The 26243-nt window shown below is 58.0% G+C and carries 15 protein-coding genes and 1 tRNA gene; 6 read left to right on the top strand and 10 right to left on the bottom strand.

The annotated features are described in order from the left end of the window. Positions 1–69: 69 nt before the first annotated feature. From I6I94_RS02255 to argS, 3 genes are all read right to left on the bottom strand, one after another. Complete coding sequence (locus tag I6I94_RS02255) at positions 70–1353, bottom strand: homoserine dehydrogenase (RefSeq protein WP_023134621.1); 1284 nt, start codon at positions 1351–1353, stop codon at positions 70–72. A gap of 205 nt (positions 1354–1558) precedes the next feature. Further along, complete coding sequence (gene lysA, locus I6I94_RS02260; RefSeq protein ID WP_201620830.1) at positions 1559–3073, bottom strand: diaminopimelate decarboxylase; 1515 nt, start codon at positions 3071–3073, stop codon at positions 1559–1561. Between the two features lie 181 nt (positions 3074–3254). After that, positions 3255–4919 (bottom strand): arginine--tRNA ligase, encoded by a 1665-nt coding sequence (argS, locus tag I6I94_RS02265; RefSeq protein ID WP_201620831.1) that lies wholly within the window; start codon positions 4917–4919, stop codon positions 3255–3257. Positions 4920–4962: 43 nt separating this feature from the next. On the opposite strand from argS, the gene I6I94_RS02270 reads away from it, so the two are divergent. Further along, positions 4963–5035: transfer RNA gene (locus I6I94_RS02270), tRNA-Arg, on the top strand. Between the two features lie 70 nt (positions 5036–5105). Here I6I94_RS02270 and I6I94_RS02275 read toward each other — a convergent pair. Continuing rightward, positions 5106–6890, bottom strand: a complete 1785-nt coding sequence (locus I6I94_RS02275) for an ATP-binding cassette domain-containing protein (protein ID WP_201620832.1) — start codon at positions 6888–6890, stop codon at positions 5106–5108. Beyond that, positions 6890–8131 carry an ABC transporter permease gene (locus tag I6I94_RS02280; protein WP_037235596.1) on the bottom strand — a complete coding sequence of 414 codons (1242 nt, stop codon included), beginning with the start codon at positions 8129–8131 and terminating at the stop codon, positions 6890–6892. The genes I6I94_RS02275 and I6I94_RS02280 overlap by 1 nt, the downstream gene beginning before the upstream one ends. 220 nt (positions 8132–8351) lie before the next feature. On the opposite strand from I6I94_RS02280, the gene I6I94_RS02285 reads away from it, so the two are divergent. Together I6I94_RS02285 and I6I94_RS02290 are read left to right on the top strand one after the other, a co-directional pair. Beyond that, on the top strand, positions 8352–8855 hold the full coding sequence (locus I6I94_RS02285; RefSeq protein ID WP_236588899.1) for an HXXEE domain-containing protein: 504 nt from the start codon (positions 8352–8354) through the stop codon (positions 8853–8855). A 101-nt stretch (positions 8856–8956) separates the two neighbouring features. After that, on the top strand, positions 8957–9574 hold the full coding sequence (locus I6I94_RS02290) for a TetR/AcrR family transcriptional regulator (RefSeq protein WP_094758010.1): 618 nt from the start codon (positions 8957–8959) through the stop codon (positions 9572–9574). A gap of 64 nt (positions 9575–9638) precedes the next feature. Here the strand turns inward: I6I94_RS02290 and I6I94_RS02295 are convergent, their stop codons facing one another. The 3 genes from I6I94_RS02295 to I6I94_RS02305 are packed head-to-tail and all read right to left on the bottom strand — an operon-like array spanning position 9639 to position 17697. Continuing rightward, on the bottom strand, positions 9639–12350 hold the full coding sequence (locus tag I6I94_RS02295) for a DUF6493 family protein (protein WP_201620833.1): 2712 nt from the start codon (positions 12348–12350) through the stop codon (positions 9639–9641). A gap of 49 nt (positions 12351–12399) precedes the next feature. Then, positions 12400–15057, bottom strand: a complete 2658-nt coding sequence (locus I6I94_RS02300; protein WP_201620834.1) for a DUF6493 family protein — start codon at positions 15055–15057, stop codon at positions 12400–12402. Next, positions 15058–17697, bottom strand: a complete 2640-nt coding sequence (locus I6I94_RS02305; protein ID WP_128087652.1) for a DUF6493 family protein — start codon at positions 17695–17697, stop codon at positions 15058–15060. A 299-nt stretch (positions 17698–17996) separates the two neighbouring features. Here I6I94_RS02305 and I6I94_RS02310 point away from each other — a divergent pair, with 299 nt between their 5' ends. Next, positions 17997–18974 carry an NADP-dependent oxidoreductase gene (locus I6I94_RS02310; protein WP_236588900.1) on the top strand — a complete coding sequence of 326 codons (978 nt, stop codon included), beginning with the start codon at positions 17997–17999 and terminating at the stop codon, positions 18972–18974. 91 nt (positions 18975–19065) lie between these two features. Then, complete coding sequence (locus I6I94_RS02315; RefSeq protein WP_236588901.1) at positions 19066–20052, top strand: alpha/beta hydrolase; 987 nt, start codon at positions 19066–19068, stop codon at positions 20050–20052. Between the two features lie 24 nt (positions 20053–20076). Here I6I94_RS02315 and I6I94_RS02320 read toward each other — a convergent pair whose 3' ends face one another. Then, positions 20077–20553 carry a helix-turn-helix domain-containing protein gene (locus I6I94_RS02320; RefSeq protein ID WP_236588902.1) on the bottom strand — a complete coding sequence of 159 codons (477 nt, stop codon included), beginning with the start codon at positions 20551–20553 and terminating at the stop codon, positions 20077–20079. Between the two features lie 75 nt (positions 20554–20628). Continuing rightward, positions 20629–21492: an N-acyl homoserine lactonase family protein gene (locus tag I6I94_RS02325; protein ID WP_128087649.1), complete on the bottom strand. Its 864-nt coding sequence runs from the start codon at positions 21490–21492 to the stop codon at positions 20629–20631. Between the two features lie 253 nt (positions 21493–21745). Between I6I94_RS02325 and hrpA the strand changes: the two genes are divergently transcribed. Further along, a complete protein-coding gene (gene hrpA / locus I6I94_RS02330; protein WP_128087648.1) occupies positions 21746–26185 on the top strand; it encodes an ATP-dependent RNA helicase HrpA in 4440 nt (1479 codons plus the stop codon). Positions 26186–26243 lie beyond the last annotated feature (58 nt).

Below are 26243 nucleotides of genomic sequence, written 5' to 3' on the forward strand. Positions count from 1 at the left end.
TACTTTCTGCTGGTGGTGTTACTCGCGCGGACTTGCGAATTTCCGCGCTGAAATTCTAGTCTTCCTGATCTATTTACCGGACTCGACGCGAATCACGGAAATAATCTCGCGCACGGTGTCTAAGCCGTCGATCACCGCGATCGCGCGGCGCAGGTCAGAGTCTTTGGCGGAGTGCGTTACTAGGCGAATCTGTGCGGCACCGTCCTGCGGAGTAGACTGACGCAAAGAATCCACCGAAATGCCGTGTTCGGCGAAAATACGGGAAATGTTTGCGAGCACGCCCAGTTTGTCGTCAACCAGCATGCCTACCGAGTAGCGGGAGATAATGTCGCCCAATCCGGTAGCGGGCAGCTGCGCGTAAGAGGACTCGGGCACACCCGGACCGCCCAGTACCAGGCGGCGCGCTAACGATACAAAATCACCCAGAACGGCGGAAGCGGTCGGTGCCCCACCGGCGCCGGGGCCGTAGAACATCAGCTCGCCTGCGTTCTGTGCTTGCACAAACACGGCATTAAACGCACCATGAACACCCGCCAGCGGATGCTGCCGCGGAATAAGCGTAGGAGCCACGCGGATATTGACCCCCTCACCATCGCGTTCGCAAACGGACAGAAGTTTAATCACATAGCCGTCGGCATCTGCGGCGGCAACGTCATCGGCGCTTACAGCGGTAATACCCTCAACGTGAACGTCATCAATGGTGAAATCAGAATGGAACGCCAATGAGGCTACGATAGCCGCCTTTGATGCGGCATCGTGGCCTTCAACGTCGGCGGTGGGGTCTGCTTCGGCGTAGCCAAGTTCCTGGGCGTCTTTGAGCGCATCGGCAAAGGTTGCGCCGGTGGTATCCATCTGATCCAGGATGTAGTTGGTGGTGCCGTTCATAATGCCCAGCACACGTGTGACGGTATCGCCTGCCAAAGAATCACGCAGGGGACGCAGAATCGGAATCGCACCGGCGACCGCTGCCTCATAAGAAAGCTGTGCACCGGACTTATCGGCAGCAGCCTGAAGCTCAACACCGTGTTTTGCCAGAAGCGCTTTATTACCCGAAACCACCGATTTACCGGCCTCTAGGGCACGCAGAATTCGGGTTCGTGCGGGCTCAATACCGCCGGTCAGCTCGATCACCACATCGGCGGCATCAATCAGGGCGTCTGCGTCGGTGGTATACAGCCCTGGGTCGGCATCCCAGTGGCGTTTAGCCGCAGTATCACGCACGGCAATACCAATCAGCTCAACAGGCGCGCCTATCCGTTCTTTGAGAACCGCGCTATCCTCACTGAAAATACGCGCTACCTGGGAACCCACATTCCCAGCGCCGAGCAGAGCAACCTTAATGGTGTCAGTCACGTTATCTCCTACATTTTGACCGAGTGGTGAACGCGCCTGTACAAACGGGCAACGTCATCATCAACTGTATCAAGAGAGCGGCACCTGGGCGCGGTCAAGACGCCAACATTACCGCCATTTACGGGGGTGTCGTTATATTACGCGGCTTCCTGGCCGAACTCGCGATTGCGGGGTCATCGCACGGAAAAGATTTGCGGCGCCCGCGCTAGAAGCCCGTGTCCAGAGCGAGCATCTCATCTTCGCTTTGTCGACGAATAATAGGATGCGCCGCCTCCCCCGCCGACGTAGCAATAACCGGCGGGCGGCTCAGGTAGTTATAGTTCGATCCCAGCACATAACAGTACGCCCCGGTAGCTGGCACCGCGAGAATATCCCCCGCCTGAAGGTCAGCAGGAAGATAGCAGTACCGCACCACAATATCACCCGATTCGCAGTGTTTACCTACCACACGTGAAAGCACCTGCTCTCCCGCCGGGGCGCGGTTTGCCAGGGTAACCGTGTAGTCGGCGTCGTAGAGAACCGGGCGCGCATTATCGCTCATACCGCCGTCCACCGAGACATACCGGCGCACTCGAATCTGACCGTGCTCATCCTCAATACTCACGTTTTTAATGGTCCCGACGGTGTAGAGCGTCACCCCCGAGGGACCGGAAATCGAGCGGCCAGGCTCAAAAGACATATGCGGAATCGCCAGGCCAAGACGTACGCAGGTTGCCGCGACTGCATCCGCAATCGAGACAGTAATCTGCTCAATACTGCGCGGGGTATCGGCCTCGGTATAACCGATACCGTAGCCGCCGCCCAGGTCAAGCTCAGGCAGGCTAAGACCGTATTTCTGGTTCACAGCATGCATAAAAGTGAGGGCAGTATCTGCCGCCTGCTCGAAACCCTGAGCCTCAAAAATCTGCGAACCTATATGGCAGTGAATACCCCGGAATTCCAGGGAATCCGTGACGGCGAGAATACCGGCGGCGAGCATCGCGTAGGATTCGTCCTCGGTGGTTGACCAATACTCAAGTTCGTCGGCCTCCAACCCGGCCAGACGTGCGGTTCCCGGCTGAAGCGACATCCCGAATTTCTGGTCTTCATGCGCCGTGGCAATAGATTCGTGGGTGGAGGCGTGCACACCGGGCGTAATCCGGATGAGCACGGGAACCGCCGGATACGGCTCCAGCCCCTCTGCGACACTTTCTGCGCACAGCTCAGCGTACACATCTGTGATGAGTTTGAGCTCATCAATGGAGTCCACCACCACGCGGCCTACCCCGTGTTTAATAGCGCGTTTAATCTCGTCATACGACTTGTTATTACCGTGCAGCGCAATATCTTGCCCGGGAACCTGCGCCCGCAGGGCAATCGCCAGTTCCCCGCCCGACGCCGTATCAAGACACAAGCCTTCCTCATGCGCCCACCGCGCCACGGCGGTGCACAAAAATGACTTTCCCGCGTAGTAGACACTCGCCTGCGCCCCGTGCCGGGCGAAGGCATCCTCGAATGCCCGGCGGTACCCGCGTGCCCTGGCACGGAATGTGTCTTCCGAAAATACGTACTGCGGGGTATCGAACTCTTCGACAAGCTCACTCGCTGCAATGCCGTCGATGGTGAGCTCTCCCCCGTAATTACGCTGAAATGAGTCAGTCCAGATGGTGCGGTTCAGCTCGGCGGGATGGTCAGGGCAGGTAAGCCAGTTGGGGGCGTACAGGGATTGCGCGTCGCTCATGCATAGTCCTCAGGTCTTATGTCACGGTCACAGATTCGTGATGCCATCACCACTATATCGGAACGCCGCGCCGCCACGATGCTGCTGATGGGCGGTGTTCAGATAGCGGATAAACCAATATACAAAAGCCGCGTGCCCCGTCATCGTGTTGGCGGGGTACGCAGCTTCTGGTCGGTTGGCGTTACATACGTTCGGGGGCGGTGACCCCCAGCAGACCCAATCCGTTGGCGAGCACCTGCCGGGCTGCATTGTTGAGAAGCAAACGGGTGCGGTGCAGATCGGTCACCGGCTCATCGCTCTTCGGGGCCACACGCGAGATACCGTACCAGCGGTGGTATGCGGTTGCCAGGTTTTCGAGATAACGGTTAACACGGTGCGGCTCATAGAATTCGGCGGCGGTGCGCACGGCCGCAGGGTACTGCCCCAGTGCTGCAAGCAGTTCCGTGTCCGCAGGGGAATCCAGCAGCGCGGTATCCACCCCGGCTGCGGTATCCACCCCGGCATCGGCGGCGTTACGTGCAACGGCGCATGCGCGGGCGTGCGCGTACTGCACATAGTAGACCGGGTTATCGTTACTTTTCTGCACCAGCAGGTCTAGGTCAATGTCGATAGTGCTGTCCACTGAGTAGCGGGTGAGCTCATAGCGTGCCGCATCCACCCCCACAGCCTCTACTAGGTCTTCGAGGGTGACGACATTACCGGCACGTTTTGACATGCGCACGGGTTTACCGTCTTTAACGAGGTTCACCAGCTGCCCAATCATGACCTCAATCTGCTCGGGCTGGTACCCAAGGATCTGGGCGATAGCTTTCAGCCGCCCCACATAGCCGCTATGGTCTGCGCCAAGCATATAAATAGCCACGTCGGCGGGGTTTTCGGAGCGGGTCATTTTGTTTTTATAGTAGGCGATATCGCCAGCCACATAGGCGTGGTTGCCGTCAGATTTAATGACCACACGGTCTTTGTCGTCGCCGTAGTCGGTGGTGCGCATCCACCAGGCGCCTTCAGCTTCAAAAAGCTGACCGTCCTGTTTCATCTGCTCAATGATGCGGTCGGCTTCACCAGACTCAAATACCGAGTTTTCGTGGAAGAAGACATCAAAGTCGGTGCCGAAACGGTGCAGGGACTCTTTAATCTGCGCGAACATGAGCTCGGTTCCGATTTCACGGAAAATCTCTGCGGGATTCTCGGCATCAAGCGCATCTGGGCGTTGGGCGAGAATCTGATCTTTAATATCGGTAATATAGTCGCCCGCGTAGCCGTCTTCAGGGGTAGGCTCTCCCTTGGCGGCGGCCAATAGTGAGTTGACGAACCGGTCAATTTGGGTTCCGTGGTCGTTGAAGTAGTATTCGCGCACCACGTTCGCCCCTTCGGCGTTGAGCATACGCGCCAACGCGTCACCCACAGCCGCCCAGCGGGTTCCGCCCAGGTGGATGGGGCCGGTGGGGTTAGCCGAAACGAACTCGAGGTTAATGGTTTTCCCCGCGAACTTATCGCTCGTACCGTAGGATTCGCCTGCTTCTACGATAGTTGCGGCTAGTGTGCCTGCCGCTGCCGCATCCAGGGTGATATTGAGGAAGCCGGGGCCAGCAATATCTACCCGCAGAACTCCAGGGGTATGGGCGATTTTCTCTGCGAGGATGACGGCTACTTCACGCGGGTTTTTCCCGACTTTTTTAGCAAGCTGCAGCGCGAGGTTGGTGGCCCAGTCGCCGTGCTCACGCGATTTGGGGCGCTCCACACGAACCTGTGGCAGGTCGGCACCATCAACGAGGGTCAGCTGACCGGCGGCAATGGTGTCTTTAAGAACGTGAGTGATAGCGTCTGAGAGTTCTTCTGGAGTCATAAGTTAATAGTTTAGCAATACTCTGCTAGGATAGATGAGGTTCGCCCTTGTAGCTCAGTGGATAGAGCGCTTGCCTCCGGAGCAAGAAGTCGAAGGTTCGAATCCTTTCAAGGGCACAAAAACGGTCTGTCTAAACAGTAATTTAGACAGACCGCATTTGTTTTAAGCGTTAAAAGCTGCCTGTCGTTAGGGCTCCGCATCTAGCAGCATGGTTTCTTCAAGGGTTGCGGTGCCTTCTTGCAGATGAACCTGTTCCCCGAGCGGCTGAAGGGCCGTGGTGACGGGGCCGCGCCCAGCACCGGGTAGGCGTAGGGTGCGGCCGTCCAAGAGTGCGGGAATGCCTGCATCCTGAAGCAGTTTAAAGGCTTCTTCCCAGCGTTTGGCGCTCACCACGAGCGAGCTGTGCCCGGCGGTGATCTCGTCAACGGTTCCGGTGCCAGTTACCTTGCCGGCAGCAAGCATGACAAGGCGGTCACATTGGGCGGCTTCCTGCATGTAGTGGGTTGTTACCAGAATGCCCGTACCGTTATCAGCCAGGGCACGTAGGTTTTCCCAGAGGCGGGCGCGGGTGAGCGCGTCCATACCGGAGGTGGGCTCATCAAGCACGAGAAGTTTGGGGTTGTGCCCTATAGCGGCAAGATACGCGAGAGTGCGTTTAGCGCCTAACGGCAGAGTAGTCACGGGAGCGTGGCCGTAGCGTTCTGCGAAGCTGCGGGCCTGTTTGCTCACGGCGACCCCTTGAACTGAAGCCGCGAATTCCAGGTTTTCCAGGGCTGACAGTGAGGGGTACAGCCCCAACCCCTGCGCCACGTACCCGATGCGCCTGCGGCTGCCAAGTGATGGGCTCTGCCCAAAGAGTGTCGCCTCACCTGCGGTGGCGGTTTCCAGACCGAGCAGAATCCGCATGAGCGTGGTTTTACCGGCTCCGTTGCCCCCGAGGAGCCCGACAATTTCACCGGGACGCACACTCAGTGATACTCCGTTAAGCGCCCTGAAAGATCCATAGTCGCGGACTATATGATCCGCCAGCACGAGGGTATCGCCGCTGTCGAAACTTTCTGCTATTTGGGGGTTTCCGCTGCGCTCAACCCCGGTAGGTAGGGTATTTAAATCATGATCACCCGAAGTCTTTCCCAGCAGCAACGCAATGCTTGCGTTCTCTAAATCTTTAGGGGCGGGGGTGAAACCCTTAGGATGGGCGGGGTGCGCGTCTTCACTCCAACAGTAGACGGTATGTGCCCGGCGCCATGCGGATGGGTGGGCAAGTACTTGCTGCGCGGGCTCCAGGCTCACCGGTGCCTGCCAGATTGAGCCGGGTACATCTGCTATCACTTCGTCGGGGGTCCCAACACCCAGCAGGGTCCCATGATCCAGCAGGAACAGCCGTGTGGCGCGTTCGGCTTCATCAAGGTAGGTGGTGGCGAAGATGACGGTTGCCCCCTCCGCAGCAGTGGCCGCGATCAGGCTCCACAGTTCTGCCCTGCTGATGGGGTCCACGCCCGTAGTTGGTTCATCAAGCAGCACCAGGCCGGGCTGGTGCAGTGTTGCAAGCACCACCCCGAGTTTTTGCCGCATCCCGCCCGAGAGCCGCCCAGCCAGCCGGTTGGGTACGTGGTCTAGCCCGGCTTTTGTGAGCAGTTCTTCGGAGCGGGTGCGGGCCTTATCTGGGCTGAGCCCGTAGGTACGCGCTACGAACTCGATATTCTCAGCAACTGAGAGATGACGCCACACGCCAGAGTCTGCGGGCTGGTACCCCACGTTGTGCCGGTCAACGGCATACCCGCTGTTGTTCCCGCTGTGCGTCCTCAGCCTTCCGGCGAGCAGTTTAAGGAGCGTGGTTTTACCGGCACCGTCCCCGCCGATCAGCGCTGTTACCGTTCCGGGAGTGAACTCGCCCGTGAAATTATCAAGAGCTGTTTTGTCTCCAAAACGCACTGTGGCTTGTTCAAGGTTGATAGTCACGGGTTCCATTAGCGTGCCCCTCCGTGGGTGAGAATGTACCGCATCCGGGCCGTTGCGGCACCGAAAACAACCACCGCCATAGCCGCCAGAATGACAAAAGGTAGCCAGATACCTTCTAGGGTTACGGAGCGGAGCATAATGCCCTGAGCAATTTCACGGAACCAGGTCAGAGGCAGGGCGTAGCCTATCCACCGCACGCCTAGCGGCATGGAGGTCAAGGGAAAAATCAGTCCCGAGAGCAGCACCTGCGGGACCATAAAAAGAATCGCCATTTGGATGGCCTGCCCGGTGTTCTGGGAGATGGAGGAGATAAACACACCAATACCGAGCACCACGAAGAGGAATATGAGGGCGGCAAGGCTGAACAGCCACAGGCTGCCGTTGAAGGGCACCCCGAAAAGCCACACACCGAGCATGGTCACCACCGCCATATCGACTACGGCAACCATAAAATAGGGGACGATTTTGCCCAGAATAATGGAGGAGGGCCGAAGCGGCATGACCGCCAGTTGTTCCAGTGTGCCGGTTTCTCGCTCACGCACTAACCCGATACTGGTAATGACCGTACCGATGAACAATAGAATCAGCCCAATAAGCCCTGGCACCATCACCCAGGATGTTTTTAGTTCCGGGTTGAACAGTACCGTCACGAGGTCATCTGGGTCTAGTTTAGGGCTCTCCATGCTCGTAAAGTCTGATGGTGCTGCCCCTGGCCCCGCTGGGGCTGCTGAGGGCCCTTGCGCGGGTGAGGCTGTGTGGTCACGCTGCGCTTTTTGTGCTTGTGCGGCTGCATTGCGGTACGCGGATTTTGCTTCCGTTATGCGGTTTTGCGCGTCCTCAGCCGATATCTGCACGAAGGCACCCTGCGCCGTCTGCGCAACAAAGAGGTTACTGCCGTCGGTGTAGACCCGCATCTGCTCTGAGATGGGTTTGTCCGAGGTGTCCGGCCGGTCGGCAACAACCACAACGTCGGCTTTTCGGTCGCGCAGTAATTGCTCTGCGTCTTCCCCGCCGCGGGTGTGTTCTATCTGGGTGATGTCAAGCTTATCCCGTGCGGCACTGTAGGTGTCGAGTTTATGGGCGAAAGATTCTGCCTGCGAACCAATGACAGCCACCGACACCTTATCGACGGATAGGTTTGCCGCGTAACCGAAAATAATCAGTAGGATTACCGGCAAAATCACCAGCATCGCCAGGGTGCGGCGGTCACGTGCCAACTCCCGAAATTCTTTCACAATGAGGGCTGTCATTACCCCCACCTCCCTATTTCATCAGTTGATGAAATTAACCCTACAGCTGCCCCATCCCATTGCGCAAGTACCCTCGCAGTAATACCCAAACCACCAGAGCAGCAAAGAAGACAACATGTAAAACCACGGCTTGAGGCACAGAGCAGCACCCGCTGTCCCCTTCTCCCCCGTGCGCCCATGGTTGTAGCATGAAATTACACGGGAAACTCGGGAGGCTGCAATGACTATTAGCGGTTTTGCTTTAATCACCCTTGTGCTGTTTATGGTGCACGAATTTGAAGAGATTATTTTTGTGCGCCGCTATATTGATAAACATGCCGATAATAACCGGTATCACGACGAGCTTTTCGTGGCAGGGCAAGATCATTACCCCTCAACCGCGGCTATTGCGGCCATGATCGCTGAAGAATTCGTTGTTGCCTGCCTCATCCTTTGTACCGGGATCATCCTTGATTCTGCTGAGGTCGTGGCAGCTATGTTTATCGCCTACACATTGCACCTCGTCATCCATATTCGTGAGGCAATAGTCTTCCCGGGGTGGGCGCCGGGCAGCAGGACCGCAGTATTTACCATGCCGTTTAACGCTATTACCTTATACGCTATCTTTGCTACCCAGCATATCGATTACCTCGCATTAGTTATTTTGACCGTGGTCTTGAGCACTCTGGGGTTCTTATTAACCTACAGATGCTTTACCGGCTCTCGGGAAAGATTGAAACGTTAATCCAAAAAATTGCGTAATACGCTTAACCGCTCTTTCTGGTTGCGCAAGCGCTCCCCCGCTGTTAGGCTCAAACCACCACACAAGAGCGGGAAGGTCAAGCCGTGAGTTCACCTAAGAAGAATCCCAAGCCCCGCCGCGGCCCCAGAGCGGGAGGGGTTGAACGAAAGCACATTCTGCAGGTCGCCACCGAGCTTTTTAGCGAACACGGGTACCAGGCCACCACTATGCGTAAAATCGGCACAGCCGCAGGTGTTGATGCGAAGCTCATCCACTACTATTTCGGCACCAAAGAAGACCTCTTCACCGCCGCTATTTCTGAGGTATTCCGCTCCCGCGGGCTACCCGATATTCTCTCGGAATACCGCCCGGAGGCAACCGACTCACCCGGCACGCACTATATACGCGCCGTACTCACCACCCTCGAAACCCCCACCATAGGGCCCGCCTTCACCGGGCTGCTGCGCAGCCTTGGCACCCACGAAGAATCGCAAAAGGTTTTCCTCCGCTTTGTTAACGAAGAACTTTTAGAGCGCCTCGCCCCGCAGCTTCCGGTGGAAAACGCCACAACGCGGCTTGCCCTCGCAGGGACCCAGATTTTTGGGCTGATTTACACCCGGTACATTTTGAAGATTCCGCCCCTGACCGAGCTCTCTATTGAGCAGACGGCGCGGCTCATTGGCCCCACTCTCGATACATATATGCGCGGCCCCTTGGAATAGATGGCTGTACCGCCACGAAGCACAGCTAGTGCCGCTTCGTGGCGGTTACCCTATTCTGTGTTTTCTATGCTTCTGCCGCAGCAGCCTCGTCAGCGGCAGCTATGAGGGAATCCGTAGCATGCGGCTCAACGGCAGCAATAGTACGCAGGGCGGATGCTGCAACACCACGTGCTTTCGGTGCGGGGGTAAGATGCTCAGGAACCGGCACCGCCACCCCGTAATGCACGCAGAGCTTCCCCAGCAGATCAAGGAGCTGGTGGGCGGGCTTTATCTCATTCAGCAGCTCAGCCAAAACGTGCAGCACCCGGTACCCGCTCAGGGCACTCATATGCGCCGCATCCTCAAGGGTTTTAGCAAGGCGCCCGGCCGTCAGCAGCTTCTCCGCCAGCAGCAGCCGCACCTGGTGCGCAAACCCGGCGGGGTCAAAAAGGTTCGAGGCGCATAAGCCTGCAATCGCCTCCGCCGCAGCCGCCCGGTTTTCGACACTCTTCGCACTGCAGGCAAGAGCCAACGCGGAGTACACCGGAGCCGTTGGCACTTGGCGGCTAGCTTCAAGCAGCCACATGGTTCGCTGAACCTCTGGCACCCGGTTCTGGGTCAGGGCGCGCATTAAGCGAATGTGAGAGTGAGCGGCATAGGTATCCGGGTTATGCTGCATAAGCCAGGCGAACCATTCAGGCACGTGCTGGGTGTGCGTCCATTCTTCCCTCTCGTGCGTATCGCAGCTGCCGTCAATGCGGGTGCACGGGCCGCCAAGGGCCGCCGACTGCATGGCTCCTACCCCCTGCTCTTCGGTCATCATGGGGGCTTCCCAGATGGGCAGCTCCTGTTCATCCCGCGTTGAGTCCCACCATATGTCCAGATGCGCCTGCGGGTAGTGTATCCGCGTCCAGGGACGGGACTGTGCAGGTATGGGGCGCATGAACGGGGCGGCTGCGGAGCCTGAGCGCATTTCGTCAATAAAACGCATCATCTCAAAGATCAGCAGCAGGCTCACCCGCCGGTTTTCAAGACGGGCATGTCGGGTAATTGTCATGGTGCCGCCGGTAATAGTAGCAATAAGCTCCTGCCAAAGGGCGCCGTCATTATCTTTAACCTCAGCCAGCTCGGCGAGCGCGAGCCCAAGAATCACGTTGTACCGGCAGAGAAACCCCCACGAGCTAACACTCCAGTTCGCCTCCGGGGTGTGAATATCCTGAATCTCACGTATTGTGCGGCGCATGAGCTCCCGGTTCTGCTTATCAATCGCCTCTGCCCCCAGGACAATAATTCCGTCAAGGATACGCGCCAGCTCTTCACCTGCGCCCATGCCGTGTGTTTCCCCGGATGCTTCGCTGAGGTGCTCCGTAAGAAGCCGGTTAAGTTCCACCGGGGCGGTAATAGGCTCACCGGACGCATAGTTATCCGGTAACGGTGCGGTGCGTGGGGCAGGAATATGAGGGATTTCAGCGCCCCGTGGTGCCGCCTTGCACCTGCCCTGCGTATGGTTCGGCACCTCCCCCGAAGGCTTCTCAAGTATGAGTTTTTGGGCACTCTGAGCAATATCCGCTGGGTACGACGGAAGAGACCCCCGCACCAGCTCAGACACTTTCTGAGGCACCTCTAAGTAATCGTGCTTATTGGCATAGTTATTCAGGGTGCGGAGCAGACTCAGCTGGGCTTTGACGCTTTTCTTATCGGCGCGGCTCAGCACGGCCCCGCTGGCGCTTATCAGCTCATACGGGTTATCGAGTGCACCCTCAGCTAGGAGGGTTTTATAGGCGGCTTGGCCCCAGGCGACAGCTGCTCCAGGTTCGGTGCTGAGCAAGCTCAGGTAGTTATCTTTGCGGGCAAGTATCTCGCCCACGGTGGGGGCAAGATGCTTCTGAATATTCAGGTACCAGGCAATATGACGTGCCGAGAAATCGCTGAGCATCCCCGTCAGTGTGGAGTCTAAGAGGCGGTCACGGAACCCCGGCAGCCTCGCACAGAGACTATCGAAGGCAGCCACGAGCTGGCTTTCGAGCAGCTGGTTTTCTTGTGCATCGCCGGCGCGGGTGCCGGTGGAAGAGGTGAGTATTGCCTGAGTGTCCCCCATCCCTTCGGCGGTAAAGAATGCCCAGAATTCCTTCTCACGCAGCCCCTCATCCTCCGTGAGAATACGCACTATACGTTCCGCGTGTGATTCACGGGTGAACGGTTCATCCTGGTAGGGGCGGCACAGGTAGTACCTGATCTCACGCAGATACTCCGGGTGGTACTGTTCGGGCGGTACATCCCGCATGAGGCGGCGCATAATGTGCAGGCTCCACAGGTCGTGGCACCAGTGGATGTCCTCAAAAACTTTATTAACCCAGGTTCCGCCGCGGCTCATAATCCCCGCCGCAAACGCTTCACCCGCTTTCTGCCGTGCCGCTGCGTCGGTGTGAAAGCTCTCCTGGGGGTAGAGTGGGTACCCGGGGTCTGGGTGGTGTTTCACCCAACGGTCGTCTGTGGCTTCCTGCCCGGTAGAGCGCGCGAATATCCCTTTCGGGTATGTCACGTGGTCGCGGCGTGCAACGGCTGCACGCAGATAAACCATGCGCAGGGTTGGCCCTTCAGCCTCGTACACCGCAGCAAACCCGCCTAGGGCACGCATGATGGCGGCGCGTTCTTTTTCGTCTGCGTCAGCTAGGATGCTATCGAGCGTGTGCCAGTCTTCGGTGTTTTTATTGGTTAGAGCGGTACGTAACGCCTCGAAGCGGCTCTGGCTAGGTGGGGTGACAAGACCCGGTTCTGCGGTGGTATTACCGGCCATAATCTTCCTCATATTTATTCAGTGGTACTTGGGGCTGGGCTGGTGCTAGTTATAGCTTGTTCGCTGCCTCTGCCTGATGCACCGCCTCCGCCAATAGTTCGGTGGGGTGCGGTTCAAGAGCCAGAATAGTACGCAGCGCCGCTGCAGCCGTGCCGCGGGCTTTCGGCGCGGGAATCAGACGATCAGGTATTGGCACGCTCACACCGTACTGCGTACACAATTGAGCCAGCAGAACGGTCAGCTGATGCCCTCTAGGAATCGTAGTTTCCCCCGTTACTACCGCAGCTAGAGTCTGAAGCACCCGGTACCCGGCTAGGGCGCTCAGCTGCGCCGTATCGTCAAGGGTTTTCGCGATACGAGATGCAATAATCGCCTTCTCATCAAAAAGGAGTATCAGCTCTTTCGCGAGAAACTGCGGGTCAAACAGGTTCGAAGCACACAGCCCGGCAAGTGCCTCAGCAGCGGCGGCTCTTCCTTCGGCCTCCGCCGCCCCGCAGGCGTGCGCTAATGCAGAATAAACGGGTTCCTGCAGCACCCGTCCGGTGTGTTCAAGAGAGCGTAGAAACAATACTGGCTGCATACCGTGGGCCAGCTCCATGTGGGCGTGGGCCGCGTAGGTATCAATATTGTGCTGAAGCATCCACCCCGCCCATTCGCGCACCCGCTGGCGGCCATTAAAAACCATAGCGTCGTGGATCCCGAAGTTACCGTCTCTACGATCTGCGGTACCCGCCAGGAGCGCATTCACGACTGGGTCTTTGCGGTAGGCCTGCGGTACTGGGGCAAACCACCATGCGGCTTCGCGGTTCTCATCCCTGCCGTACCCTAATGAGGGGATCCGGTAGCGTCTGCGTTCCCACGACCGCTGTTGCGGGGGTACCGCAACCATTAACGGGGCGCCTTCTTCGCCTGCGATGCTGCATTCAACGAACCGGTTGAGCTCGTGGATGAGCACGGTGCTGAGGGCGCGGTTGGGCAGGAACAGCCCGGTGTCCCCGCCGACTGCCATATGGGCTATGAGCCTATCCCATGCGGTACCCGCTGGCATGGGCAGCCCCGCGATTTTGGCGAGGGCAAGCGCCATCAGGGAGCTGTACGGAATGTTATCCCACAGGTGAGCTTCGGCCCATTCGTCTGCACGGTTGTTGTGCTCACGGTAGCTGCCCACGTATTCTTGGCGGGCCAGCTGCCGAATACGGTCAAGATTCTGCGCGTCTACCGCGCCTATACCGTGCGTAATAACTCCGTCAATGATGCGCGGCAGATCCGCCCCGTTTCCGGCATCAATGAGGTGTTCAGCGATAAGCTCGTTCAGCTCGGCTACACATGGGACAGCCGCCTTTTGTGCATAATAATGCAGTATTGGTGTGGTGCGTGGGGCGGGTATTTCCAGTGAATCAGCATCTGTTTTTATAGCACCCGTGATGCCTGCACTCTGCGCCTCCCCCGGTATTATAAGTTTTTGTGCCTTCTCGGCGAGGTCTACGGGGAATGTTGGCAGATGTCCTGCCACTAGTGCGCTGACTTTCTCAGGTACCTCTGCATAGCCGTGCTTTTTTGCATAGCTATTCAGGGTGTGGAGCAGGCTCAGCTGGGTTGTGACGCTCTTTTTATCGGCTCGGCTCAGTACCGCTTCGCTCGCTGTAAGGAGCCCGCTCATATTCTCTAGGCTCCCTGATTGTATGAGGCTCTTATAGGCGTTTTGTCCCACACTCACCGTTACCGCAGACGGTGCTGCTAAAAGCGCCGCATAGCTTCCTTCCCGCTGGGAAAGCTCACGGCTATCGGGGTTCAGGTGCCGATGAATATTCACGTACCACGTGATGTTTCGCGCCGAGAAGTCACTGAGCATCCCGGCGAGCGCGGCATCTAAGAGACGGTCACGGAAACCCGGCACCTGATGGTACAGAATATCGAATGCGGCCATGAAGTCGTGCTCGACCCTGCTGCACGCCTCGGCGCGTTTTCGCGCGTTCATACCACGAACATCTGAACCGATCTCTGCGAACCGGCGCGTATCTCCCATACCTTCAACGGAGAAAAATTCCCAGAATTCCCGCTGGTACAGCCGCTCATCTGTGGTAAGGATGCGGGCGATACGTTCCGGGCGGGACTCACGTTTTTTGGGTTCCCCATAGTAGGGGCGACGCAGATAATCGCGGATTGTTGGTAAATAGTTGGGGTGGTACCGTTCGGCTGGTACGTCCCGCATGAGCAGGCGCATGATGTGCAGTGCCCACAGGTTTCTCACCCCGAGCATATCGTCCATTACTCGCTGAACCCACGCGCCCCCACGATGCAGAATACCCGCAGCGAATGCTTCAACTGCTGCTTCCCGTACTGACGCATCTGTGCATAGCTGTTCCCCGGAGTATACCGGGTAATTAGTGCCTGGGTGCCGGGCAATCCACGAAGTGCATGGGTCGTTGGCGGAGGGCCACGTGAATATTTCACCCACTTTCTTACGCCCCGCCAAAGCCGCCCGCAGATAGAACATACGCGGGGTTGGCCCTTCCCTCTCATACACTGCGGTAAACCCACCTAGGGTGCGCAGCACAGCGGAGCGTTCTTTCTCGCCCGTCCCCGCCAGGATCTCGTCTAGGCCCAGCCAGTTCCCGGTCTTTGGTGCAGCAAGGATTGCACGAATCATCTCGGCCAGGCTTTTTACTTGTGAGGTATGCGGCGGCAGATGCACGGGGCCGGTCATTTATTTGTCCTCATCATCGTATTGCAGCCTGTTCGCTGCCTCTGCTTGCTGCGCCGCTTTCACCAATAGTTCGGTGGGGTGCGGTTCAAGAGCCAGAATGGTACGCAGCGCTGTTGCCACCGTGCCGCGGGATTTCGGTGCCGGGATCAGACGATCGGGTATTGGCACGCTCACACCGTACTGCACGCACAACTGGGCCAGAAGAGCAACCAGCGGGTACTCATTTACCACGTCGGTGGATTCCTGCAGCATAGCGTGCAGGGTTTGAAGCACCCGGTACCCGGCCAGCTCGTTCAGCTGCGCCGCATCGTCGAGGGTTTTGGCAAGGCGCCCCACAATCATCGCCCCATCAGCCATGAGCAGTTTGAGCTGTTCGGCAAACACGTGCGGGTCAAGCAGGTTCGAGGCGCACAGCCCAGCAATCGCCTCCGCGGCAGCAGCACGGTCGGCATCGTTTTTAGCCCGACAGGCGTACCCCAAGGCCGAATATACAGGCTCACCCGGTATGCACCTGGTGCGTTCAAAAGTATTCAGAAAAAGCCGAATCTCAGGGCGGTGCGGGTAGTTCATCCCAGCGATGAGGCTCATATGTGCGTGCGCCGCGAGGGTGTCTAGGTTATGGTGCAGGGCCCACACCATCCACTCATACACCCGCTGCTCGCCTTTAAAATCAACGTAGTCGGCCACCCCGAAATTGCCGTTGGTGCGGGTGAACGGGCCGCCCAGAAGAGCGGACTCCACGGGGCTAATATTTTTTCCGGCTTTAATGGCTGGGGCAAACCACAGCGGGGCTTTCCACCCGTGCCCTTCCCAGGCACGCGCCAGCGACGATAATTTATACCGTTTACGCGTCCATTGGCGCTGCTGCTGGGGAACTTGCCGCATGAACGGTACTGTTGCCTGCCCGCCAGCGACCTGACGGGTGAACCGGTCTAGTTCGCGGATGAGCAGGGTGCTTGCTGCACGATCCGGCAGATGAGATGCGGCGGTTAGCGTCTTTCCCCGGCCTGAAGTCATGGCAGCTATTAGAGCACCCCAGCTAGCGTGCTCAGGTTCGCTAGCGTTCACGGTCACTGTAGCGAGCGCGCACGCTAGGAGCGTTCCGTACGGGACGAGCTCCCACTGGCCTGTTGTCTGCCCGGTTCCTGCTAGGCGTTTAATGCGGGTCAGAGTTGGTGCGCTTATTGCGTCAATGCCTAAGGTGATGATCGCGTCGAGAATACGCGGCAGATCTGCCCCGTTGCCAGCATTAAGCAGGTGTTCAATCATTAGTTCGTTGAGTTCGGCGGCGTCAGTAACAGGGGCTTCAGGCGCATAGTTATCCGGTAGCGGTACGGTACGTGGTCCGGGAACAATAGGGGCTTCAGCCGGGGCATTCTCTGTGCCAGGAGCCTCTGTTTCGCTATCTGCGGGGCTATTATCGGCGGCTATGATGAGTCTTTTAGCGGACTCAGCCGTATCTACCGGAAACGATGGCAGAAACTCGTTCACTAGTGCAGATACTTTCTGGGGAACCTCAGAAAGCCCATTTTTCTTTGCATAATTATTAAGTGAGCGGAGCAGGCTCAGCTGCGCTTTAACGCTTTTCTTATCGGTGCGGGCAAGTACTGTTCGGCTTGCTTCTATCAGCCCGTTTACCTCCCCCAGCTCCCCGGTTTTCATGAGGGTTTTATAGGCGTTCTGCCCCAGGGCAACAGCCGCCCCGGAGGGCACAGTAAGAAGCGCCGCGTAGCGTGGTTCTCGCACCGAAATCTCAGTGCTGGTGGGCTTTAGGTAACGGTGAATATTTACGTACCACGCGACGTTGCGGGCCGAAAAGTCGCTGAGTATTCCCGTGAGAGTGGCCTCCAGCAGGCGGTCACGGAACCCGGGAATACGCTCACACAGCTCACTCAACGCACACAGGTAGGCGTTTTTAATCTTCTCTCGGGCTTCTTTCGCACGCGCAGCATCCCAGATGAGTGCCGTATCGTTGCGATGCTCAAGGGACTGCTCATCACCCATCCCTTCGACGGTAAAAAACGCCCAGAATTCTTTCTCACGCAGCGCCTCATCGTCCGTGAGTATACGCACAATACGCTCCGCCATGGGCTGCGGCTGCAGGTTCAGCCCGTCACCAGATATATAGTTACGCACCATCCGCAAATAAGGCAGCGGGTACCGGTCCGGGGTGAGGTGCCCAGCGAGCGTGCGGCATACCCGCCACACCCATTCGCGTCTGTTCCACACAGACGCGCAGATCGTCTCTAATCGTTTCGCAATGTCCCCTCGCGATATAAGACCAGCAGTGTAGGCGTGTACCGCACGGTTGAGGGCTTGCTCATCAGCGCGCATGACGGCGGGTGTGTATACGGGGTAGGCGGTTTTTCTACGTTGTTTCCCCCAGTAATCCAGGGTATCTGCCCAGCCGCCCCCGGCAAGATACTCAGGGTTGGAAGCCAGCGCCGCCCACAGGTACAGCATCCGCAGGGTGGGGCCTTCAGCCTCATACAGCCCGTACATCCCACCAAGACTGCGGGCGATAGCGGTTCGGTCTTTTTCCATTGTCTCAGTCAAGTAGGTCTCTAGCATATGCCAGTTCTCGGTATCTGAGCCGGTGAGAATCATGCGGATCGCGGCAGTGCGCTCCTTAACGCTCATAGCTGTTGCATTCGCCGTTTCAGATGGTCTTTCAGGCAATTCTCGCTCCCTGGTGGTTGGTTGTTGTACACCAATAGTACGGCCTTTTAGCTGCGGATGCGCCGGGTCTAGCCGCCACTAATCACAGCCCTTTCTAAAGCCCCTAGTCGGCGTATTATTGCTGCTTGTATCCGAGCGTTTAATACGCGACGGCGGCACGGCTCTTGTCTATTTTTCTCATGGTTCTGCTGGCTCTTACCGCTGTGACGCTGAGAGAATTGGGTAATAGGTTCAGTAACAGAACATCTAGGGAGGTAACCGTGACAGATACCATGCAGCAGGTGCAGCTCGTGGAGTGGGGTGGGCCTGAGGTGCTGCACCTTGCGGAGGTTCCCGTCCCCGAGCCGGTGCGCGGGCATGTGGTGGTACGGGTTCAGGCGGCGGGTGTGAACCCGATTGATACCACCACCCGTAAAGGGCTGGGCCCCGCCGCGCAGCTGGCAGATACCAGCAAACCGGTAGTTCTGGGCTGGGATATTGCCGGGGTGGTAACCGCCGTTGCGGGTGACTACACCGGGTTCGCAGTGGGTGATCGAGTGTTCGGGATGGTGAATTTCCCGGTTCTGGGGAACACCTACGCGCAGTACGCCCTGGTTCCCGCCTACCAGCTGGCTCATGCCCCAGATAATGTTCCAATGGAGCAGTTGGGGGCCGCTCCCCTTGCCGCCCTCACCGCATACCAGGCGCTTTTTGAGGTGGCGCGCCTTGCTGCAGGCGAGCGCATCCTCATTCATGCTGGCACTGGCGGGGTGGGCCATATGGCGATTCAGCTGGCGGCAGCTGCCGGGGCTCAGGTGTACACCACCGCATCTGCGCGGAACCGTGAATTCGTGGAGTCCCTGGGTGCGGTGTGTATTGACTACACCTCGGAAGATTTTCGTGAAGCTCTTGCCGACGATGGTGAGCATATTGATGTGGTGCTGAATTCAACCGGCGCGCAGACGTTCCTGGACTCGTTGGATGTGCTGGCCCCCGCCGACCGTATTTTCGCACCGGCGGGGCGTATTGTGACGCTCACCAGCCCCGACCCTTTGGAGGCGGCGAGGGAGCGCGGTTTCACGGCACAGTGGCTGACGGTACACCCTGATGCCGGGCAGCTTACTAAGATCGCGCATTATCTGCAGGAGGGCACACTGCGGGTTCACCTTGACCGGGTGTTTCCACTGGCTGAGGCTGCGGCGGCCCACGAGTATATTGAACAACGGCACGCGCGCGGTAAGGTGGTGCTCGTTCCGTAGGCGCTGCGGCTAGTGCTTGTACGCTCCGGTGTGGGTGAACGGTTGGGTGGTTAAGGCTTGGAGGCCGTTTAATGGTGGTATGCCTGATTATGTGACTGGTTTTTACCGCCCGGATTCGTTCCCTTTTGAGCAGCGGCAAGCGTTTGCCTACGATTTCTTCCCCGCTGTCTCACCCGCGGCTTCCGACGCTCGCTCTGCCCTTTTGGTGTGGGTGCACGGCGGTGCCTGGCGGTTTGGTGATAACCATGGTTTACGCGATATTTCTCGCGCCCAGGGTGCCATGAGGGCGCTGTTTCAGCGGGCGGGGTGGGCGGTTGCTTCGGTGAATTACCGGTATTCGCATCAGGGTTTGTTCCCTGCCCCGTTGCATGATGTGGCTGAGGCGGTTCGGTTTTTCCGGGCGAATGCGGCCCAGTTTGGGGTGGATGCTGGGCGTATCGCTATCGCTGGGGGCAGTGCGGGCGGGCATTTGGCGATGCTCTGCGCGTTCGCAGCCGATAGCGCCGCATCAGGTTTTCTGGATGCTGAGCTGGCCGAGTATTATCTGGGTTTTGGCTCTAGCGCCTACCCTGATGTTTCAGCGTCGGTGGTGTGTGCGGGGTCGTTCTACGGGGTGAGTGATGTGCGCACGATTTTTAGCGATAGGCCGTTGGCGGGGTGCCGACTGGCGCATCGTGATGATGATGGCGCTGAGTGGCGCCTGCTGGGTAGTGTGTATCCGGTTCCGGCTGATACTGCGGCGGATGCTCCAGCCCGGGTGAACTGGGCGCGGGCGCATCCTCTTGATATGGTGCGGGCTGCGGGCCAGCGGTGCCCGCGCGTGCCCCTGTTTTTGGCGCATGGCATAGCCGATTCGTGCGTGCCGTATCAGCAGTCGGTGCGCGTCTTTAACGCTTTAAAGGCGCACGGAATACCCACCAATCTGGTGCTAGTTCCCGGTGCGGAGCATGCGGACCCGGGCTGTTTCAGCCCGAGGATTACCGCACAGTTTTTGGAGTTTCTGCAACAGCATATGCCCACAGACAGTACCGAAACGTCCCACGGAGTCAGCGTAAGCCGCCTTAACCGGGTGAAATAATTAAGGTACGAGCAGGGTTATGCCCTACTTTTTATTCATCCGGTGCGCCCGGTATGTTTCTACGTCGGCAAACGCTACACGGCGGTGTTTTTTCAGTTTTTCGAAGGGGATTTTCCCATCTTCAAGAAGCCGAACAAGCGTGGGGCGTGACATTCCCAGATAATCGGCGGCTTCCTGGGTGGTCATCATTCTATCCTGTTGTACAAGCGTGACTGCTTTGTGTTCCAGCTGTGCCCGCAGAATGGTTTCCAGCGGCGCGTACATATCAGGGCTCAGGGGTATTTTTTCCCCTTTGCTATTTGCAATGTAGAGGGTATCGGTTTCTTCTGTGTGGTGCTCAGCGTCCCGTTTACGCTGGGCGTTTAAAAGCATGTCGAATAGTTCGCTAGGTGTGCTGTGCTGGCCAGCTGGATCGGGCTCCTCTTCGTAATATCGCCCCTGCCCTCTGGTGCTCATACGATCACACTCTCTCGCCAATTTACGATATTTCTGTGCCTCCACTTTATCATATATTCGAAATTTTCGAAATATGGGATGATACCTTCAATATTTATTATGCAGATGCTGCGCCCACTATTACCTCAGCACCCGAGTACCGGGGTCAACCTCCGGGTCGTGGTTGGCGTACATGGCGATGCATCGCGGGTCGGCACCGGCGGCACACGCCCAGTCGAGGGAACTAAACGCCGCCTTGGCATCGGTCACAACCCCAGGACGCAGACGCTCCTCAAAAGAGGGACGGCCAAATCCCACATTCGAAGTCAGCAGAATATATTTGCGTAAGTCGTTGCCAATAACACCCGGTTCCGCATTAGGTACGGTGTCGGTACCGCGCACGAGTGTAGCCGTCAGCCCGGGGCTGTGCCCCGGCGCGGACACCATCACCACCGAACCGTCACCGTACGGGTCGTACGCCTGCCTCTCCCCTACGCGAGAATTCCATGTATAGGTTTGCAGGTTAACGCCCTTCCACTGGTGCGGCAGGTATCGTATACGGTCTTTCTGAGCGGCTCGGAACTCAGCCTCAGACACCAGAATGCGCGGGGCTTCTTTGACCAGACGAAGCCCATCCGCGTGGTCGCAGTACAGGTGGCTCATGAGCACAAGGTCAAGGTCGTGTGGGCGGATTCCGCGCTCTTCAAGCTGTTCATGAATAGCTTGGCCAGCAGGCAGGTTTGCTTTATTCACGGGGTACTGGTGACGCAGATTCTTCATCTGGCCCCAGCGGGTGCGGTTATCGGTGTGCCAGCCGGTATCAATGAGCGTCAGCCCGTGCTGGTTTTCAATCAAGTAGCAACTGACCGGAATGTCCACCAGGGCGCTTTGAGGCCGCAGCAGGTGGGTCCATGCCAGTGGCGGGTCAGTGTCGCGGTGGTACGGCAGCGCTTGATCGACGAGCACGGTACCGGTATGCAGAATAGTTAGTTGAACCTCAGTCATAGCCCCATATGCTACGCGTAACCCCTACCCATACGGGGCGTTTTTGGCCTGTTCGGCGGCGGGTATTCCGATGGGCGAAACATACCAAAGTCGGTTGAAAACAGTTGCAGTTTTCTGCTTCTTCACAATCGGCAGGGCACCTAAGACTCATTGATGCGCCCAAGCTCCGTTCTTAAAGGGCGGCGAGAGGGGCACGATGCTGTGAAGGTGCGCTGATTTACGGTTGGCGGCAGAAGAGTAAACTAGTAACGATATGTCTGAGCAGAAACCCACCGAACACACAGATACTCCTAAGACCACTCGAACCGCGCCCAGTATGGCGAGCAGGGCGGCTACTATTCATGCGGCGCCGATGCGCGCACCTCAAAAGCCCGCGCGCACATCCCAAACATCCGATGAGAAACCCGGCGATGCTTCCACAACAGAGCCAAGCTCAAAACGGCGTAATGCCCACAAGAATTCTTCGCGTAAAAATAACGCTTCACGCCCCAAAAATCCACACAAACATGAGCGCCGCAAGAACCACCGGGACCGGGCCGAACAGCGCCCCTATAACCCGCTGATTCCCGCCGTAATCACCTATCCCGAAGAGCTGCCCGTCAGCGAGCGCCGCGAAGACATTAAGGCGGCCATTCGTGATCACCAGGTCATCATTGTGGCTGGCGAGACCGGCTCGGGTAAGACCACGCAGCTGCCCAAGATGTGCCTGGAACTCGGTCTTGCTGAAAAAGGCATGATTGGGCACACCCAGCCGCGACGCCTTGCCGCACGTTCGGTGGCGGAGCGCATCGCTGAAGAGCTGGGGCAGAAAATTGGTGAGACCGTGGGTTACCAGGTGCGTTTCACCTCTGAGGTGGGCGAGAACAGCGCTATCAAACTCATGACCGACGGTATTCTGCTCGCCGAAATTCAGCACGATAAGCTGCTGCGCAAGTACTCCACGCTCATTATTGACGAGGCGCATGAGCGCAGCCTAAATATTGATTTTATTCTGGGGTACCTGAAGCGTATTCTGCCGCAGCGCCCGGATTTGAAGGTCATTATTACCTCCGCAACCATTGACCCTGAACGGTTTGCGAGGCATTTCGCACCGAGTTTCGTGCCCGGTAAGGGTGTGGTAGACGATTCTCTTAGCGATGAGGAGCGTGAGATTGCCGAGCAGATTCTTCCCGATGATGCTCCCCCGATTATTGAGGTTTCGGGGCGCACCTACCCGGTGGAGATTCGCTACCGACCACTCGATGGGGACGGCTACGCTGATGAAGATGAAGGCGACGAAGACCGTGACCCAACCGATGGAATCCTTGCCGCCGTCGAGGAGCTGTCGAAGGAAGCACCTGGCGATATCCTGATTTTCTTCTCGGGCGAGCGCGAAATTCGCGATGCTCACGATGCTTTGGAGTCTTTGGTCGCTAAGTCCCCACGTATGAACTACGAGGTCCTGCCGCTGTACGCGCGTCTGTCTCTCGCGGAGCAGCATCGTGTGTTTACGCCGGGGAGTCGGCCGCGCATCGTGCTGGCGACGAACGTTGCAGAAACTTCGCTGACGGTACCGGGTATCAAGTATGTGATCGATACCGGTACCGCCCGCATTTCGCGGTATTCGGCGCGCACGAAGGTGCAGCGCCTGCCGATTGAGCGGATTTCTCAGGCGAGCGCGAACCAGCGCTCGGGGCGGTGCGGCCGTGTGAGCGATGGTATTGCGATTCGGCTGTATTCTGAGGAGGATTTCGCGTCGCGCAGCGAGTTTACCGACCCGGAGATTCTGCGCACGAACCTGGCGGCCGTTATTTTGCAGATGATTGCGATCGGCGTGGTGCGTGAGCCCGGCGATATTGCACGTTTCCCGTTTGTGCAGCCACCCGCATCACGCGCGATTAATGACGGCGTGAATCTGCTGCGTGAGCTTGGGGCGCTTTCTGAAAAACCGGCGCGCACGGATAAGAGGGGGAAGCATCATCGTGCTGCCTCGACGCTGACCGCTACGGGGCGTGCAATGAGTGCGTTCCCGGTCGATCCGCGTTTGGCGCGCATGATTATTGAGGGTTCGCGCCGTGACTGTGCTAAAGAGATGATGGTTCTTGCTGCCGCTTTGACGATTCAGGATCCGCGTGAACGCCCAGCTGAGGTGCGTGGCACCGCCGATGAGATGCATGCCCGTTTCACGGACGATACATCTGATTTTTCGTCGTTCCTGCTGCTGTGGCAGTACATTAATGAGCGCCAGGCTGAGCTTTCCTCTTCGCAGTTGCGAAAAATGTGCCACCGCGAGTTTATTAACTTTTTGCGTATTCGTGAGTGGCAGGATCTTTTCGCTCAGCTGCGTGAGATGGGGCGCACCGCGAATATCCGCGTGTCGAACGGGCGCGATATTGACGCGTCGGGGCGTGAGGTTGAGATTCATAAGAGCCTGCTTTCGGGTCTGCTCTCGCATGTGGGCGCTAAAGAGGAGCGTGAGAAAACCTACGGCAAAGCCCCGCGTGGTCCGCGCGAATATCTGGGGGCGCGTGGCACAAAATTCGCTATCTTCCCAGGTTCCGGGCTTTTCAAACAGAACCCTGACTGGGTGCTCTCTGCCGAGCTTGTGGAGACTTCCCGGCTGTGGGCACGCACAAACGCCGCGGTTGAGCCGCAGTGGGTTGAAGAAGTGGGCGGGCACCTGTTGAAAAAGCAGTATTCCGAGCCGCATTGGTCGGCAAGCCGAGGTGCCGCCGTGGCGTATACGAAGGGCACCCTGTACGGGCTGACGATTTATGCCGACCGTCCCGTGCAGTATTCCCGGGTAGATGCCGCCGCTGCACGTGAGATTTTTATTCGTTCCGCCCTGGTGGAGGGCGACTGGCGCACCCAGCACAAGTTCTACAAGCGCAACCTGCGTGCCCTGGCTGAGGTTGAGGAGCTTGAGGCCCGCCTGCGCCGCCGCGATCTGCGAGTGGATGACGCCGTGCTTTTCGAGTTCTATAATGCGCGCATCCCCGAGCATGTGACGGACGTTCGTTCCTTCGATAAATGGTGGAAGCACGCGCGTTTAGAGAACGATAACCTGCTCGATTTCAACCCGGAAAACCTTATTAATGAGGATGCCGCCGATTATGACGATTCGCAGTTCCCGCGCCAGTGGGTGCAGCGTACCGACGGCGGCGAACTCACCCTGGATTTGCGGTACGAATACGCCCCGGGGGCAGGGGTGGGCGGTGCCCGCACGGATGCGGCAAAACGCGACGGCGTGGCGGTTCAGGTACCGATTCTGTTCTTGAACCAGCTGACCCCCGAGCCGTTCCGCTGGCAGATTCCGGGAATGCGCCATGAACTTTTAACGGCACTCATTAAATCGCTGCCGAAGGCGATTCGCCGTAATTTTGTGCCCGCCCCGGATGTTGCACGCATGGCACTGGAGTCTCTAGAGGCGGACTACTCCCCCGCGACTGACGAGCTTTTGCCCTCGTTCGCGCTGGTGCTGCGTCGTCTGCGCGGCGTGGTGGTTGAGCCGGATGCATTCGACTGGGACTCCGTGCCGGATCATCTGAAGTTCACGTTCCAGGTGCGCGATGCCCGCAATAAGATTCTGGGCGAAAGCAAAGATATCCGTGAACTGCAGCAAAAACTCCATGCGCAGATTCGCTCAGCCCTAGCGGATTCGCTGGGCGCTTCGGAGGATACGGTGGCGAAGATGGCGGCGCTCGCGGGCGGGAACTCCGCACAGAGTGCCTCATCGCAGACCGGTTCGGCGCATCAGGGCGCGAAGAAAAACAGCACAGGCTCGGGCGCAAAACCTGGGAAAACCGCCGCTCAGGGCGCAGGCTCTCAAGATTCTATCCGTGAAACCACGGGTCTGACCGACTTTCCTGGCGAGGAGATTCCGCGCAAGGTGCAGCGCATTATTGCAACCCAGGCGGTCAGCGGATACCCGGCGCTGGTGGACGAAAAAACGAGTGTGGGCATCCGTATTTTCCCCACCGAAGCCGAGCAGGTACATTCGCAGCGGCGCGGTATTATTCGTCTTCTGCAGCTGCAGGTGCCCTCCCCCGAACGGTACGTGAGCGATCACCTGTCAAATAAAGAGAAGATCGTGTTCACACAGAACCCGCACGGCTCGATTGACGAACTGATTCGGGACTGCACGGTTGCCGCGCTCGACAAGCTGGTGCCGCACACGCCCGTGTTCACACGCGCCGAATACCGGGAGCTGTTCGAGCATGTGCGCGCCGAGCTGATCGATACCGTCTTTGAGGTCACCAAACTGGTTGCCGAAATCCTCTCAGAGGCGGCGGCGCTGCGCAAAGCCATTAAGAAAGCAACCTCATTGAGCACCATGCACGCCGTCTCAGACGTAAAGGGGCAGCTTGATAACCTGGTGTACCCCGAATTCGTGGCGAACACCGGGTACGATCAGCTGGTTCACCTGCCGCGCTACCTGAAGGCCGCGCAGATCCGTCTGACCAAGCTGGGGCCGAACCTAAACCGAGACAATCAGCTCATGCTCACGGTGCAGGATTTGGAGGACTCCTACGATTCCGCCGTCAAGTCGCTGCCCGAGGGGACTCTTATTCCCGATGCGCTCGCCCGCGTGAACTGGATGCTTGAGGAGCTGCGTGTGAGCTTCTTCGCCCAGGAACTCGGCACGGCGTACACGGTCTCAGAGAAGCGCATCGCCAAGGCTCAACGTGAGGCGCTGGAGCAGGTGAAGAAATAGGTTCCCGTCTGCCTCGCGAATCCTATCTAGAAGGGCTGTGCGCATTCAGAAAATATCG

This window comes from Rothia aeria (genome assembly GCF_016726365.1).
In the GTDB taxonomy this organism is placed as follows: domain Bacteria; phylum Actinomycetota; class Actinomycetes; order Actinomycetales; family Micrococcaceae; genus Rothia; species Rothia aeria.

What these genes read in the sequence shown, in the direction of transcription:
- lysA (WP_201620830.1), bottom strand. Translation starts at nt 3,073, where the DNA reads ATGAGCGACGCGCAATCCCTGTACGCCCCCAACTGGCTTACCTGCCCT.
- argS (WP_201620831.1), bottom strand. Translation starts at nt 4,919, where the DNA reads ATGACTCCAGAAGAACTCTCAGACGCTATCACTCACGTTCTTAAAGAC.
- I6I94_RS02275 (WP_201620832.1), bottom strand. Translation starts at nt 6,890, where the DNA reads ATGGAACCCGTGACTATCAACCTTGAACAAGCCACAGTGCGTTTTGGA.
- I6I94_RS02280 (WP_037235596.1), bottom strand. Translation starts at nt 8,131, where the DNA reads ATGACAGCCCTCATTGTGAAAGAATTTCGGGAGTTGGCACGTGACCGC.
- I6I94_RS02285 (WP_236588899.1), top strand. Translation starts at nt 8,352, where the DNA reads ATGACTATTAGCGGTTTTGCTTTAATCACCCTTGTGCTGTTTATGGTG.
- I6I94_RS02295 (WP_201620833.1), bottom strand. Translation starts at nt 12,350, where the DNA reads ATGGCCGGTAATACCACCGCAGAACCGGGTCTTGTCACCCCACCTAGC.
- I6I94_RS02300 (WP_201620834.1), bottom strand. Translation starts at nt 15,057, where the DNA reads ATGACCGGCCCCGTGCATCTGCCGCCGCATACCTCACAAGTAAAAAGC.
- I6I94_RS02305 (WP_128087652.1), bottom strand. Translation starts at nt 17,697, where the DNA reads ATGAGCGTTAAGGAGCGCACTGCCGCGATCCGCATGATTCTCACCGGC.
- I6I94_RS02325 (WP_128087649.1), bottom strand. Translation starts at nt 21,492, where the DNA reads ATGACTGAGGTTCAACTAACTATTCTGCATACCGGTACCGTGCTCGTC.
- hrpA (WP_128087648.1), top strand. Translation starts at nt 21,746, where the DNA reads ATGTCTGAGCAGAAACCCACCGAACACACAGATACTCCTAAGACCACT.